The sequence below is a fragment of the Micromonospora sp. DT62 genome, from assembly GCF_049847285.1.
Lineage (GTDB): Bacteria > Actinomycetota > Actinomycetes > Mycobacteriales > Micromonosporaceae > Micromonospora > Micromonospora reichwaldensis.
Genome location: NZ_JBNCOB010000037.1, coordinates 40589 through 55074, shown reverse-complemented (window position 1 = coordinate 55074; position 14486 = coordinate 40589). Strand labels below are relative to the sequence as shown.

Sequence of the window (14486 nt, the reverse complement as noted above, 5' to 3'; positions counted from 1 at the left end):
TCGGGGAGCACTTCGGTCGTGAGATGGCCGGCGAGGTGATGGCTGACCAGGCCGCGAGACTGGCTACCGGGCAGGGGTTGACCTCGGTGGAGGACGCGGCCCGTGCGGCGGCGTCGGGTGCGCGTGGTTCCGCCACCGCGCAGGCCGACGCGGCGTTGCAGGCACGGCTCAACGGCCAGCTCAGCGCCCTGGCCGGCATGCCGTTCGACTCGGCGGACAATGCGGCCCCCGCACAGCCCTCGTCTCCCATCGCGAGCGCGACACCAAGCGCGGAGCCATCCCACCATCCGCTCTCGGCGCCAGACTCGGCGACGTCCCGTTCTGGGCATGCCGTCGACGTTGACACGTCGCCAGTCGGCACCAGGGCCGCGGCGGGGTCGTTCACCCCTCCCGATGCAGGCGCGGCCGAATCCGGCAACCGGATCCCCGACCAGCGCGGGAGCGGATCCAGCGCCCCGTCCCGGGATTCCGACGCCGTCTCCGCCGCGTATAGGGCCGCCCCGGCGGTCGATGGTGCGCTCGCCGAGGCGCGAAACGCTCCAGGGGCGGATGCCGGGAATCGGGGCGTGGTCCCGGCGCCACAGGTCGAGGCACCGAAGGCTCCGCTCGACCCGACGCTCTCCTCCGTCGCGCCGACCGCACCCACGACAGTTGCTCCCGCCTCGTCCGGTGTCCCGGGCCCCGTCAGCGATCCGGTACCCGGTGCGGGGCTGACCGCGCAGAACACCAGCGTCGCGACAACCGCTCCGCAAACGACCGGCGGACCTGCCTCCCACGGTTCGGTTGCCAACGCAGCGCTCGCCGGCGTTCCGGGGGCGCAAGCGTCCGCGGTGATCCCCACGATGCCGGTCACGTCCGGCGAGACGGCGGCGAGAACCGCCGCACCGCAGGCGTGGTCCCCACGGGTTTCAGAGGTGGCACCGGAAAGACCTGTCGACCCGTCATCGCCTGACCGCACGCCCGACGTGGCACCACACCCGCCGAGAACGCAAGGACAGCCGTCCCCGCGTCCGCGCACCCCGGAGTGGTACGCCGCAAGGTGGGCTGCGGACCAGGACGCGTTCGAGCGACGCCGCTACCGGGGGCACTTCGAGTTCCAGCGCACGACTCATGAGCAGAATCGCCGTCTGGACAGTGCGGCGCGACTGCGTCAGGCCGCCGAACGGAGTTACGACGAGGCTCGTTGGCTGGTCAGCGAGGGTCGTCGCCTGGCGCAGGCCGGACATCGCGCCGCCGCTGAGCGCTACTTCATGGGTTCCCGTGACCGGGAGCGCTGGTATCACCAGCAGAACGATCTGGCAGAAGCGGTACTCGCCGGAGCGTCCGCCCCAGGTGTCGTCGCCGTCGCTGATGCGGACTTTCGTCGGATCAATGATGACGTCGGCACCCTGGCGTACGGTGCCGTGGAGACCGTCGACCGTTCGGCGTTGACGGGCGACGACCATCCGCCGCCGATCGACCGGTCACGCGACTACGGCCGGCCCGGCGGTCTGCGTCCGCCGCTGGCGCTGCACCAGACCGACATCGAGCGGCAGGTCCCCCGAGAACCCGACGGAAGCGTCCGCCGTAACGCCGACCCGCGAGAGGGCGGCTGGTTCGGCCTGGTCAACGACGGCGGACCGCAGGCCGACGCGACCCGCGGCATCAACTGCATCGACTGCACCCTGTCGATGTTCGACACCTGGATGCACGGCCGCCCCCGGGTGGCCGCCCCCCGCACCTTCGACGCCTACCTGGCGGGCGACGTCACACGCCCCATCAACGGCGAACGAGACGGCATCGGACGGGTGGAAGACATCACCGGAGGACGCTTCCAACGCCTCTGCCAGCCCACCCAGGACATCCAGGGCCCCCAACGACAACACGCCATCGACACCGGATACCGCAACCTCCACGCCCAACTACGCCTCGGCGGCCACGGCAGCTTCGCCTTCGTCATCAACAACTGGGAACAGGGCGGCGCCCACATCTGGGTCGCCCTCAACCAGAACGGCACCATCCTCTACCTCGACCCACAGACCGGCGCCGTGTCCACCACACCCCTCTACCGGCACCACGGCGCCGCGCACCCCACAACGCCGTCGACACCGAAGTCCTGATACTCGGCTCCGACGGCAGACCCATGCCACTGGGCGGACTACGACGAGGACGATTCAGCCAACGACCAGACCTACCGCAATACCCACCCGCCGACACCGACCAGGGATACGGCGAACTACACCTCAACCGCACGTATCTCCTGGACGGACCAGGCTCAGTAGGCTCAGGACCCCCGGTCGGTGAGGACCCGCCGGACCAGGGGGAGCCAGATGAGCTGTCACCGCTACTTGCGCAGTTGTCGCCTCAGGAGCATGCTGCCCTGGCCCTCCTGCGAAGCCAAGCCGTGGCTGCTGCTGACGAGGTCGAGGACGCGCTGGCAGATGTGGGAGCGCGGGTGACAGCGCGATTGAGGCTTGATCAGCCAATCGCCCTGCAAGATCGGGAATTCAGGGTGAAGGCCCTCGACTCGCTGATTCGTAAGTACCTTGACGAAGCGCAGGCGCTCGGCATTTCGGTGGAAGAGTTCAGTCGAGACGTGAACGACGTCCTCAGGTTCTCGTTCTCCATGCCGTCGAAAGACTGGTACAGGGACGCCGTGCGGGCGATCCTCGCGGAGTTGACCGAGATGGGATATGGTGTCGACGCCGAAAGCTGCAAGAACTTTTGGCGTACGGGCAATCGATTCTACGGGTTCAACTGCACAATCGTTTCGCCAGGCGGGCAAATTTTCGAGGTGCAACTGCACAGCGATGCATCCAGGGAGTCCTGGCTGCTGACGCATGAGGCGTACGAGGTGTTGCGTCGGAGTTCTGAGGCTCCTGAGCGGCGCATTCGTGCCCTCATGCAGATGCTTCTCGTCAACCGGAGGTCCGGGATGCCGGGCCAGGTGCCGCCAGGGCTTTCCGATGACTTCCCGGCCAAAGACGCCACTTTCGCGAAGTGGATACTTGCGAACCGTCGAGTCTGGGGCGAATACCTACGCAGGTTGGCCGATGAGGGGCGTAGCTTTTCGCAGGCCGTTGAGGACTTCGGCTTGACGGCAGAAGACTTTCCGATCTCCGACGAAATCCTCGTGCGACTGGGGAAGAGTGATGTTGACGTACTACGTAATTTACCGAGACGACGCCAAGGCTAGACCGGCGGGAATTTTCATAATGGATCCGGCCACTGAGTCCGCTGTCCTGTGGAACCATCGTAAGGCTGCCTGGACATACGACCCGGGCCTCGTTCTCAGGTTCCTCGACGATTATCGCAACCTGGACAGGTATGAGAACGTCGACAGGTCTGCGGTCGAAGGCGTGGTGCAGGAGGTCACTGGAGGCGAGTGCCTGCCGGACGAGGATTCGATTGCACTGATGCTTGAGGAAGGGCTCCGATCGGCTCAGTGAGTTCGCTGGCGATCGAGCGAGACGTTCTCGGCGGAGCAGGCACCCCTGACCTCGCCGGGCGGCAGCAGTGCGACCGGGGCGGACTGGCGTGTTCGTACGCGCGCAGCAAAAGCACGCGTTGCTCGGTGGAACAGCGCTGTCCGGGCGGTGAGTCGGGCTGGATGCGCGTACCGCTCACCGCCCCGGCTCCGGCTCCCGCTGTTCGGGCTCGTCTGCCGTGTGCCCATGACTGAGGAAGTACGCCCCGAGGGCGCCGGCGAGGGTGCCGAACACCACCACGGAATAGACGGCCAGCACCAGTTCGAGGATCTGCGCGAACGTGTCGGTCGCGCAGAGCGGCACACCGCTGATGGTGGTGAGCGCGGCGTCGTGCAGGGCCTGCCCGTGGTTCCGGTAGGAGCCGGTCACTGTCAGCAACTGCCCTGCGGTCGCGATGACCGTCACCGTCACGACGGCGAGCCAGGCCAGCCGGTCGGTGAGCAGTCGGCCGGCCGAGCGGGAGCCGCGAACGGCGGCGGCGACCACTCCGGCTCCCCGGGCCGCCCGAAGCGCGATGGCCGCGCGGGCGAACCGCAGGAAGGGTACGGCGAGGAAGATCACCTGCCACCAGTTCTGCTTCCAGAACTGCCGGGCAGTGCCGAGCCATCCAGGCACGCAGGACGAACTCCGCCACGAACACGGCCCACAGGATCCAGTTGGCGACCGTGAGGACGCTGCTGAGTGCCTCGTCGTGAGTGACCGACTGTACGAGCACCAGCAGCAGGAACCCCATCGGCTTGTCGAGCCGGCCGGTGAGGCCGTCAAGACGGGAATCCTCCTCTCGACGGTTCCGCGCCCCGGTTGCACGTCCGCCCTCGGGTCGGCGGCGGTCGCCGTGATCGTCGGAGTGGCCTGCCGGCACGGTCACGTACCGCAGGGGTGCTCGGCATCGGTGGGACCGGGCCGGACCGCCCGCGACGCGTCCAATCCGCAGCGGGCACGTTGCGGGCCACCGGCCACGATCGTCTGCATGGTCTGGCTCCTCGGGCCGGTGGTGTCGGGACGCGGTGTCGACAACCGACCGTAGGGGCTCGACCACGCCCGGGCTGCCCGTTTGCGTCAAGAGCCGAGATATTCGCGGCGCCTGCCCCCGCGCTGACGGCACATCCCGCCCGAATGATGTCTATCCCTCAATGTCGTTGGTAGGGTGCTGCGGTGCCTCCCCCTGCCACCGTCGGCGCGCCACCGGGCGACCGCTCCCTGACCTCAGATTCCACGCCCTCCACCGCCCGACAGGTGCGGCGCGCACGCTTCAGCGAGTCCGGTCTCGCGTGGCTGATGCTGCTGCCCTCGGTGGGGGTCTTCGCACTGTTCGTGTTCTGGCCGCTCGGGCGGACCCTGTACCTGTCGGTGCACGGCAACGACATCTTCGGCGCCGCGTCGGAGTACGTCGGCGCGGCGCACTACCGGGACATGCTGTCCGGTGAGTTCGGCAAGGTGCTGGCCACGACGGCGCTGTTCACGCTCTTCTCGGTGGTGCCGGCCGTGCTGGGCGCGCTCTTCGTGGTGCTGCTGCTGGAGGCGCGCATCCGGGGCGTACGGGCGCTGCGCACCGCGTTCGCGCTGCCGTTCGCGTTCTCGGTGGCGACCGCGTCGGTCATCTTCGCCGTCATCTACAACCCGGCGATCGGGGTGGCGAACGGCCTGCTCGGCTCCCTCGGCTTCGACCGGGTCAACTGGCTCACCGACCCGTCGATCGCGTTGCTCGCCGTCTGCGCCGCGACGGTGTGGATGAACTTCGGCTACAACATCCTCGTGCTCTCCGCCGGGGTCTCGGCGATCTCGCCCGAGGTGGTGGAGGCGGCGCGGCTGGACGGCGCGACCGGCTGGCGGCTGGCGACGCGGATCACCGTTCCGCTGCTCTCCCCGCAACTGTTCTTCCTCGTCGTGATCTCCACGATCCACGCCCTGCAGAGCTTCGGGCAGATCCACATCCTGACCAAGGGCGGGCCGGACCAGGCCACCACGACCCTGGTCTACTCGATCTACGAGAAGGCGTTCGCCTTCGGCTCCTCCGACTTCGGCGCGGCCAGCGCGCAGGCCGTCGTGCTGCTGGTCATCATGCTCGGCTGCACGGCCGTCCAATTCGGCGTCCTCGAACGGCGGGTCCACTACCGATGAAAAAGCTCAACCTCGGCCGGGTCGCCGTCTACGTCGTGCTCGGCCTGGCCGCGATCCCCGTGCTGTTCCCGGTCTACTACGGGTTCGTCGGCGCCGTGATGGGCCCCGGCGACCTGGCGACCTATCCGCCCGCGCTGGTGCCGAGCGCGCTGCACTGGCAGAACATCACCGACGTGTTCCGCTCGGTGCCGCTCGGCCGCTTCTACGCGAACTCCGCCGTGCAGGCCGGGATCATCACCGTGGCGCAGGTCGTCACCAGCATCTTCGCCGCGTACGCCTTCGCGTTCCTGCGCCTGCCGGCGAAGGCGGCGACGTTCAGCCTCTTCCTCGCCACCCTCATGGTGCCGTGGGAAGCGATCATCATCCCCAACTACCTGGCCATCTCCGACTGGGGCCTGACGCGCGGCGGGCTGACGTACCTCGGCCTGGTGCTGCCCTTCCTCGCCTCGGCGTTCGGCACGTTCCTGCTGCGGCAGGCGTTCCTGCAGTTCCCGACCGAGCTGCGCGACGCCGCGGTGATCGACGGGTGCGGCCACTGGCGGCTGCTGTGGCGGGTCATCGTGCCGCTGTCCAAGCCCTCCATCGCGGCGGTCGGGGTCTACGTCTTCCTCTCGGCGTGGAACCAGTACTTCTGGCCGCTGATCCTGATCCGCGACACCGAGTTCCAGACGCTGCAGATCGGCATCTCCCAGCTCAACGACGCCGAGGCGGCGCAGCCGGGCCTCGTCCTCGCCGGCGTCGCGTTGTCCCTGATCCCCACGCTGGCCGTCGTGATCTTCGGCCAGCGCTACATCGTCCGCGGGCTGACCGCCGGGGCGCTGCGTTGAACCATCGAGAAGGAGAACCAATGAGAAGACCTCGGCTCCGCCGGACCGCGGCGGCGTTCGTCGCCGTCGTGGCCGCCGCCGCGCTCACGGCCTGCGGCGACTCCGGGTCCGGCACCGACGGCGGCAGCGGCGCGCTCGACGCGCCCGGCGCCGAGGTGCTGGCGAAGGCCACGGACAAGACCACGATCGAGTTCTGGCACGCGATGAAGGGGGCCAACGCCACCGCCGTCGACCAGCTCGTGGCCGACTTCAACGCCCAGAGCGGCGGCAAGGTCGAGGTCAAGGCGGTCTTCCAGGGAAGCTACGACGAGACGATCGCGAAGTACAAGGCGTCGGTGCAGCAGAAGAGCACGCCGGCCCTGGTACAGATCTACGACATCGGCAGCCGCTTCATGGTCGACTCGAAGCAGGTCGTGCCGATGCACAAGTTCATCGAGAAGGACGGCTTCAACGCCGGCGACATCGAGCCGAACATCGCCAGCTACTACTCGGTCGACGGCAAGCTCTGGTCGATGCCGTTCAACTCCTCGACGCCCCTGCTGTACCTCAACAAGGAGGCGTTCGAGCGGGCCAAGCTCGACCCGACGAAGCCGCCGAAGAACCTCGACGAGATCGGCGAGCTGGCGAAGAAGCTCACGATCAAGGACGCCAGCGGCAAGACCGTCCAGTACGGCTTCAACGCCGCCATCTACGGCTGGCTGGTGGAGCAGCTGCTCGCCACCGACGGCAAGGAGTACTGCGACAAGGGCAACGGGCGCAGCGGCCTGGCCACGAAGGTGCAGTTCGACCAGGAGACGGCCGTACGCGTCGCGCAGTGGTGGACGGACCTGGTGAAGGGCGGCTACGCGACGAACACCGGCCGCAAGACCGACGACGCCCAGGCCGCCTTCAAGTCGGGCACGGTCGCCATGCACCTGGAGTCCACCAGCGTGCTGCGCGGCTACGTCGACGCCGCGAAGGGCAAGTTCACCGTGCTCACCGCCCCGTACCCGAAGGTGAGCGCCTCCTCCACGGGCGGACCGATCATCGGTGGCGCGTCGCTGTGGATCAACGGCGTCGGCCACAACGACAAGGAGAAGCGGGCCGCCTGGGAGTTCGTGAAGTTCGCCTCCGGCCCGGTCGAGCAGGCCAAGTGGCACACCAGCACCGGGTACGTGCCGATCAACGCCAAGGCGCTCGACGAGCAGATCGACAAGGACTGGATGGCGAAGTTCCCCCAGTTCCGCACCGCCGTCGACCAGCTGCACGCGCTGCCGCCGTCGGTCGCGTCGGCCGGGTGTCTGCTGGGCGTGATGCCGCAGGCCCGCAAGGCCTCCGAGGACGGCCTCGAGGCGGCGATCGTCGGTAGCAAGCCGGCCGAGCAGGCCATGAAGGACGCTGCGGCGAGCGTGCAGGGCGCCATCGACAGCTACAACAAGTCGGTCAGCTGACCACCGCACCGCGCTGATCGTCGAGAAGGGCCAGTTCCGGCGGGACTGGCCCTTCTCCGCTGCCACCCCCACGTCGTGGGGTGCGGGCGGATCCTATGGTGGGCTCTGCCACCGATCGAGGGAGAGACCGTTGTCACCGTCGCACCGCCCGCCCCGTCTGAGCGTCGCAGGGGCAGCCCTGAGCCTGCTCGTCGGGCTCGCCGCCTGCACCGGGCCACGGGCGGAGCCGCCCGAGCGGCCGGCGCCGGGGATCGCGGTGACCCAGGAGAGCCTGCGTGGCGGCGGGACCGGAGCGGAGGGGGAGGGCCCGGAGCCCACCTGGTCGGTGACGGCCAGGCGGCTCGACCAGCCGTTGACGCAGCTCGGCCAGGTCGTCGTCGTGCCGGACGGGCGGGAACTGCGGGCGGTGGACCGCTTGACGGGGCAGGACCGCTGGCGTCACCCGTTCCCGGTGGCCTACCAGTACGCGGTCGCCGGCGACCTGATCGTGCTCAGCGCCAGCAACGGAGGGTTGCTGGAGGTGCTCGACGCGGCCACCGGCGCCACCCGCTGGCGGGCCGAGGACACCCAGGACGTCGTCGTGCAGCAGCAGGTCGTGTACGACCGGGAGTGCGTCGGCACCGGACAGTCCGCGAAGTGTGTCGTCATCGCCCGGGACGTCCGCGACGGTCGCCAACTGTGGAAACTGCCCGCCGACCGGTTCGCCCGGGTGAGCGACGAGGCGCTCGGCGTCCGCGCGCCGTACGCCGCGCCCACCCAGCGGTACGTGTCGGTGCGGCTGAACGGGCGCACCTACACGAGCGTCGCGCCCACCACCGGCAAGGCCGGCGCCGGACGCCTGCCGAGCCGGGCCTGGCACGGCTTCGTGGCCGGCAACCTGCTGGTGACCACCGACCACGATCCGCCCCGGGACGACCGGCGGTGCACCGTCAGCATCGCCACCGTCGACGCGGCCACCGGCGCCGGAGGCTGGTCCGGCGAGGTCTTCAGCGGGCGACGCGAGGACGGCGAGTGTGCCAAGCGACTGGCGCACGACCGCAGCGGGCTGACCCTGATCGGGGGCGGCACCCGGCTCGTCGCGGTCACGGACGCCGGCCGGCCGCAGGTGGTCGACCTGCGGACCGGCAGGACGCAGTGGGAGGGCGTCGCCCCCGGCGTACCGATCGACGGGGACGAACGGTCCGTGCTGGTGCGGCGCACCGCCGACGAGGGCGAGCTGGCCCTGCTCGACATGGCCACCGGCGCGACGCGGTGGAGCGCGCCGGACCCGGGACTGTCCGGCACCTCGGCCAGCTGGCGGTCGAGCGTGACCGGACGCCTCGTGGCGGTCAGCGGCGCGGTGCAGGAACGACCGGTCGTGCTCGTCCACGACGTGTCGACCGGTCGCCAGCTCGGCCGGTACCCCGGTTGGCTCGCCGGCGCCGGGGACGACTGGGTCGCGGTCAGCCACTCCGGGGGCTCGGACGGGATCGCACTGGACCTGTACGTCTTCTGACCGGCGCGGCGGGCCGGTCCCGGTCCGCCCGCCGCGTCCACCACCGCCGCGCACGAGGGCCTGTGTCGAGGTCGGTGCCAGGGCTTGAGCTGCTGGCGCCGCCCGTACGTTGCCCGAGGTCGACGCCGAGCCCGCGGCACACCTGCATCGGCGGCTGTGCGGGACCGGTGGACAGGGGTGCCGGTGACGGCGGCCCTGCGGCGCCTCACGTGTCGTCCGACGCGGACCGGGCGGCTCCGAGATCGCCCCGCAGCGACCTGCCCGACCTGGCGTCGGCGATCGCGAGCCGCATCAGGACGACGAACGCCACCTGGTGGACCTCCGGCGGGAAGACATGGAGCGGGATCGTTCCCGGGTGGAGATCGTCGAGCCACCGCTGCACCATGGTGGCGCTCTCGCTCTCGCCGACGCCGGTGAACGCCTCGATCGCCTGTCGAAAGCGGCGCCGCGCCTCGTCCGCCTGCCTCGTCTCGAGCAGGGCCAGGCACAGACTGATCAGCGCTCTACCCTCGCGGTGCCGGTCGCCCGTCGCCCGGTGGATCCCGGCGGCCCGGACATGGGCGGTGACCGCGTCCTCGAACCGCCGAGCCGCCCGCAGGCTGTTGCCGAGGTTGTTCGACGCGATGCCCTCACCCTGCCGGTCACCGGCCTCGCGGTACGCCTCCACAGCCTGTTCGTAGGCATCGGTCGCTTCGTCGAACCGTTCCGCCTCCTGCAGGGCCACGCCGAGATTGCTCAGCGCGATGCCCTCACCGCGCCGGTCGCCGGCCTCACGGTACGCCTTCGCGGCCCGAGTGTGGGCGGTTGCCGCCTCGGCGCACCGCCCGCATCTGCGCAGGGTCAGGCCGAGGTTGGTCAGCGCCGTGCCTTCGTCCTGGCGGTCGCCGTTCTCGCCGAAGAGCGCGGCGGCCCGGGTGTGGGCGGTGATCGCCTCGTCGAACCGTTCCACCGCCCGCAGCGCCGAGCCCAGGTGGTACTGCCCCTCAGCTTCGTGGTGCCGGTCGTCGAGCTCGCGGAAGATGTCGATGGCTCGGGTGTGCGCGGTGATGGCCCGCTCGTGCTGCTGCAACTCCTGCAGGTCCGCACCGAGGTTGTTCAGGGCGATGCCCTCACCCTGCCGGTCGCGGGTCTCGTGGCAGATCTCGGCGGCCTGGGTGTGGGCGGTGACCGCCTCGTCCCACCGCCCCACCGCCCGCAGGGCCTGGCCGAGATTGTTCAGCGCTATGCCTTCGCTGTGCCGGGCGTCGATCTGACGGTAGATGTCCAACGCTCGGGTGTGGGCGATGATGGCCTCGTCGAACCGTTCCACTGCCCGCAGGGCCAGGCCGAGATTGTTCAGCGCCATGCCTTCGTCGTGTCGGTCACCGGTCTCCCTGATGAGCTCGACGGCCTGGGTATGGGCGGTGACTGCCTCGTCGGACCGGCCCGCCTCGTTCAGGGCCAGGCCGAGGTTGCTCAGCGCCATGCCTTCGCCGTGCCGGTCCTCGGCCTGCCGACATAGGGCGCGGTAGCTGTCGGTGAGCGTGATCAGCTCGGACAGATGTCGACGGAACGACAGGAACGCGTGCAGGAGGGATCCCAGCGCGATGCTCGCCGTGCGGTGCCCGTGCGTTGCCGCAGTCGTGCAGACGGCGACCAGGTTGGGCCGCTCGGTCTCCAGCCAGGCCAGGGCCTCCACCCGAGTGGGAAAGGTGACCGTGACCGGGGGTGGCCGCACCTGTCCGGCGGCGGCGTAGATGGTCTCGATCCGGGCTACGGCGTCCGCGGGGACGGAGGGCGCGGCGAGCGCGGCGGCGACCGGCGGCGGCTGCAGATGGGCACTCGCGGCGGCGGTGGCTGCGACATAGTAGGTGAACAGCCGGGCGCGGGCGGCATCCGGAACATCGGCTCCGGCCGCCGCATCCGCCTGCTCCTCGGCGTAGAGGCGGACCAGGTCGTGCATCCGCCATCGCCCCCAGCTGGGGCCTGCCTCGACGAGGTGGGCCCGGGACAGGTCCTCCAGCAGTGCTTCGGCCCGGTGCACATCGGTGTCGACCAGGCACGCGGCGGCATCGGTCCCGACCTCCGGGCCAGGATTGACCGGCAGCAGCCGGAACAGGCGGGCCTGGGTGGTGCTCAGTTGCCGGTAGGACAGGTCGAACGCGGCGCGAACCGCGCGGTCCTCCCGGCTCAGCCGGTCGAGCCGGGTGTGCGCGGCGCGTAACGCCTCGGCGAGGGAGGCCAGCGTACGGGTACCGGAGTCGCCCAGCAGGCCGGCGGCGATGTGCAGAGCCAGTGGCAGACCCGCGCACAGCCCGGCGATCTCGGCGGCGGCCCGTGGCTCGTCCCGCACCCGGGCGTCGGCCGGGCCGCGCGCCTGTTCCAACTGGTCGGCCATGAGCCGCACGGACGCATCGACGTCCAGCACGTCGAGGTCACGCAATCGGGCCCCGATCGCCAGGGTGTGCCGTGAGGTGATCAACGTGGCGGTGCTGTCGTCGCTCGGCAGCAGCGGGGTCACCTGGGCGGCCGTGGCAGCGTTGTCGACGACCAGCAGCAACCGCCGGTCCTGTGCGGCGTAGGCGGCCAGCACGCTGCGGAACAGCCGGCTCCGGTCCTGCTCCTCGGCGGGGATGTACTCCCCGGGCAGGCCCAACGCCTGCAGCAGGCCGAGCAGCGCCTCGCCCGGCGACAGTCGTCGTCGCGGGTCGTAGCCGAACATGTCCACGAACAGGACTCCACCGGGGAACCAGCCCGGCTGCCGTTGCGCCCGGGCGGCTACCTGCACGACCAGCTCCGTCTTGCCGACCCCGGCCAGCCCTGCCACTGCCGAGACCGGTCCCGCTCCGGCGCTTCCGCCGGGCGCCAGCTCCTTGAGCAGCAGCTCGACCTCGGCTTCCCGGCCGGTGAAGGACTTCGCGGCCCGGGGCAACCCGGCCGGGGTGACCTGCGGAGGCAGGGTCACGGTGATGGTGTGACCCTGGATCACCGCGTTGAGGAACACCCCGCCCGTGATCGTGTTCGATGTCGCCCCGCCCGCCCGTCGGCCGAAGAGCCGGCGACCGAACCCGTCACCCTTCACGCCACCCCGCCCCGGGACGGACCGGCCTCGTCGTTGCGGACCGGCGGGTCGAGCGGTTGCCGGCCGACGTCACGAGCCTGGGTGACCGGACCGTGGAACGTTCCGGTCCTGATCGTGTTGGTCACCCGGCCGGCACCGGCGACGGCCGCCGGGGACGTGAGGGCGGGCGCGGTCGTCGCGGACGGCGAGGACGGGCCCCCGATCGTCAGGTCGCGGGCCTGGACGACCGACTGGGCGAACTCACCGCCCTGGATCGTGTTGTCGACCCGATCGCCCGGCCCGGCCCCGGCCTGCGACATCGACCTGCGGGTCGACGCCGCGGTGTGGACCGACAGCGCCAGACCCAGCACGCTGACGAAGATCCCAAGTGCGCTGGCCCACTTGTCGGCCGCCGTCACGCCGATCTGGACGAACACCACGCCGAGGCCGACCAGACCCAGCGAGCAGATCGCACCGGCCGTCCATCCCACGATTCTCACACCACGATGGGTCATCGCTCCATCATCTACGGTCACCGCCACCGGCGGAACCGCGGCCGGTGCCGGCAACCATGGTCGTGGGCCTGCCCTGGCGTCGTCCTGCTCGACCTGCGCATGCCGCGGCGGGACGGCATCTGGGTCCTCCGACGGCTCCGCGAGCGCGGGGCGGACGTGCCGGCGCTGGTGCTCACCACCTTCGACGACGACACCCTCGTCCTCGACGCCCTGCGCGCCGGAGGGCGGGGCTACCTGCTCAAGGACGTCACGCTGGAGCAGCTGACCCGGGCGTCCTGCGGTAGCACCGACCGGGGCCCGCGTCCGGTCAGCACGCGGCTGGGGACCCGACGTTGTGGTCCCCGGCCTGCACCGGCCGGGGACCACACTGGAACTACCTGCTACTTGGCGGCGGCGGACGGCCGCGGCTTGACGCGGAACGAACCCAGGATGATGTGACGCATCTGTGCACCTCCTCTCAACTGGTGGTGGTCAGAGACCGGGCGTGTTCGAGGGCGTCCGTCAGCTCGTCCTCGTTCACGATCAGCCGTTCTGTCAGCAGGCAGGTGCCGACCGGCGTCGTCACCAGGCTGCTGCCGGCCCTGCGGTGGACGTCCACGCGGGAGGCGGCGCCGGGCCGCTCGTCGAGCGGGAATCCGAAACTGAGCCGGTGCACGCCCTGCCGGCCGGGGCGGCGCGTGTCCTTCTCCCGGCGCGCCAGCGGCTTGAGCGCGTCGGCGGTGCGCCGCCAGCGCTCGGACACGCTCACCCACTCATCCGTACGGACGACGAGCTGACGCAGCTCGGGTGCGAGTGCCAGGCGTGCGGCGTGCTCGCAGATCACCTCGGTCAGGTCGTCGCCCAGCCGCTGCTCCAGGGCTTCGGCCAGGACCAGCAGGTCCAGCAGGTCCTTGATCCGGAACTTGCGCTGGAACCGCTCCTCGGCCACGGCAAAGAGCCCGCACAGGTCGTCCTGTTCCACCGGCGCGACGCGCACCGGGACGCCACGAAGGTCGCCGGCGAAGGTGAACGTGGTGACGTCGGCGCCCATCGGCTTGTCGAGGTGCGGCTCGGCCGCGGGCCACTTCATCGCCACGCCGACGTGCGGCTCGTCGAGCCCCTCCAGGATGCTGACCGCCTGAGGTACGGCCCCCCAGCGGTCGACCAGATCCCGTACGCAGGACCACAGGACGTCCTGGTTGGGGGCGAACAGGTCGACGTCTCCCGACTGCCGCAGCAGCCCACGGGGATAGTGCCGGGCGATGCACGGGCCCTTGAGGACCGTGGCCCCGTACCGGCCGGCCAGCTCGGCGCCGGTCGCGTGGAGGGTCTCGACGCGTTGCTCCCACCGGCGCAGGTACGCGCCCTCCGCCTCGTTGAGCTCGACGCCCCGGGCCACCGCGGACGAGAGCCAGGTGGCGAGGATGCCCTTGCGGTTGGCCATGTCGGCGACCCGCCAGGTGGGCAGGTCCGGCGGTGCTCCGAGCAGGCGGTCCACGACGTCAAGATCGACCATGAAGATCGTCAGCCTCACCGCGAGATCGGTCCATCGCGGTGAGGCTGACGTCGGCGGCCATATTTTCTCGATATCCGCTGCCGGTCGACGGTCGGC

Annotated in this window: 12 protein-coding genes; 8 read left to right on the top strand and 4 right to left on the bottom strand. The window is 70.3% G+C overall.

Annotation, left to right across the window (positions count from 1 at the left end):
• The 3 genes from ACPXCB_RS30140 to ACPXCB_RS30130 form a co-directional block, all read left to right on the top strand.
• The coding region (locus tag ACPXCB_RS30140) for a toxin glutamine deamidase domain-containing protein (RefSeq protein WP_425879377.1) at positions 1–2099 on the top strand (2099 nt) is incomplete at its 5' end.
• A gap of 284 nt (positions 2100–2383) precedes the next feature.
• Positions 2384–3175, top strand: coding sequence for a hypothetical protein (locus tag ACPXCB_RS30135; protein WP_425879375.1), 792 nt, complete (start codon positions 2384–2386; stop codon positions 3173–3175).
• Positions 3132–3428, top strand: coding sequence for a hypothetical protein (locus ACPXCB_RS30130; protein ID WP_425879374.1), 297 nt, complete (start codon positions 3132–3134; stop codon positions 3426–3428). Before ACPXCB_RS30135 ends, ACPXCB_RS30130 begins: the two co-directional genes overlap by 44 nt.
• A gap of 174 nt (positions 3429–3602) precedes the next feature.
• Here the strand turns inward: ACPXCB_RS30130 and ACPXCB_RS30125 are convergent, their stop codons facing one another.
• Positions 3603–4082: a hypothetical protein gene (locus tag ACPXCB_RS30125; protein ID WP_425879372.1), complete on the bottom strand. Its 480-nt coding sequence runs from the start codon at positions 4080–4082 to the stop codon at positions 3603–3605.
• A 540-nt stretch (positions 4083–4622) separates the two neighbouring features.
• Between ACPXCB_RS30125 and ACPXCB_RS30120 the strand changes: the two genes are divergently transcribed.
• From ACPXCB_RS30120 to ACPXCB_RS30105, 4 genes are all read left to right on the top strand, one after another.
• Positions 4623–5588 (top strand): carbohydrate ABC transporter permease, encoded by a 966-nt coding sequence (locus ACPXCB_RS30120; protein ID WP_425879370.1) that lies wholly within the window; start codon positions 4623–4625, stop codon positions 5586–5588.
• Positions 5585–6415: a carbohydrate ABC transporter permease gene (locus ACPXCB_RS30115; RefSeq protein ID WP_311414101.1), complete on the top strand. Its 831-nt coding sequence runs from the start codon at positions 5585–5587 to the stop codon at positions 6413–6415. Before ACPXCB_RS30120 ends, ACPXCB_RS30115 begins: the two co-directional genes overlap by 4 nt.
• A gap of 20 nt (positions 6416–6435) precedes the next feature.
• A complete protein-coding gene (locus tag ACPXCB_RS30110) occupies positions 6436–7845 on the top strand; it encodes an ABC transporter substrate-binding protein (protein ID WP_425879368.1) in 1410 nt (469 codons plus the stop codon).
• A 130-nt stretch (positions 7846–7975) separates the two neighbouring features.
• Positions 7976–9340: a PQQ-binding-like beta-propeller repeat protein gene (locus ACPXCB_RS30105; protein ID WP_425879367.1), complete on the top strand. Its 1365-nt coding sequence runs from the start codon at positions 7976–7978 to the stop codon at positions 9338–9340.
• A 205-nt stretch (positions 9341–9545) separates the two neighbouring features.
• Here ACPXCB_RS30105 and ACPXCB_RS30100 read toward each other — a convergent pair whose 3' ends face one another.
• Together ACPXCB_RS30100 and ACPXCB_RS30095 are read right to left on the bottom strand one after the other, a co-directional pair.
• Entirely contained in the window at positions 9546–12401 is a 2856-nt protein-coding gene (locus ACPXCB_RS30100) for an ATP-binding protein (RefSeq protein WP_425879365.1), read from the bottom strand.
• A complete protein-coding gene (locus ACPXCB_RS30095; RefSeq protein WP_425879364.1) occupies positions 12398–12880 on the bottom strand; it encodes a hypothetical protein in 483 nt (160 codons plus the stop codon). The genes ACPXCB_RS30100 and ACPXCB_RS30095 overlap by 4 nt, the downstream gene beginning before the upstream one ends.
• A gap of 6 nt (positions 12881–12886) precedes the next feature.
• Here ACPXCB_RS30095 and ACPXCB_RS30090 point away from each other — a divergent pair, with 6 nt between their 5' ends.
• Positions 12887–13333, top strand: coding sequence for a response regulator (locus tag ACPXCB_RS30090; RefSeq protein WP_425879363.1), 447 nt, complete (start codon positions 12887–12889; stop codon positions 13331–13333).
• Positions 13334–13352: 19 nt separating this feature from the next.
• Here the strand turns inward: ACPXCB_RS30090 and ACPXCB_RS30085 are convergent, their stop codons facing one another.
• Entirely contained in the window at positions 13353–14408 is a 1056-nt protein-coding gene (locus ACPXCB_RS30085) for a hypothetical protein (protein WP_425879361.1), read from the bottom strand.
• Positions 14409–14486 lie beyond the last annotated feature (78 nt).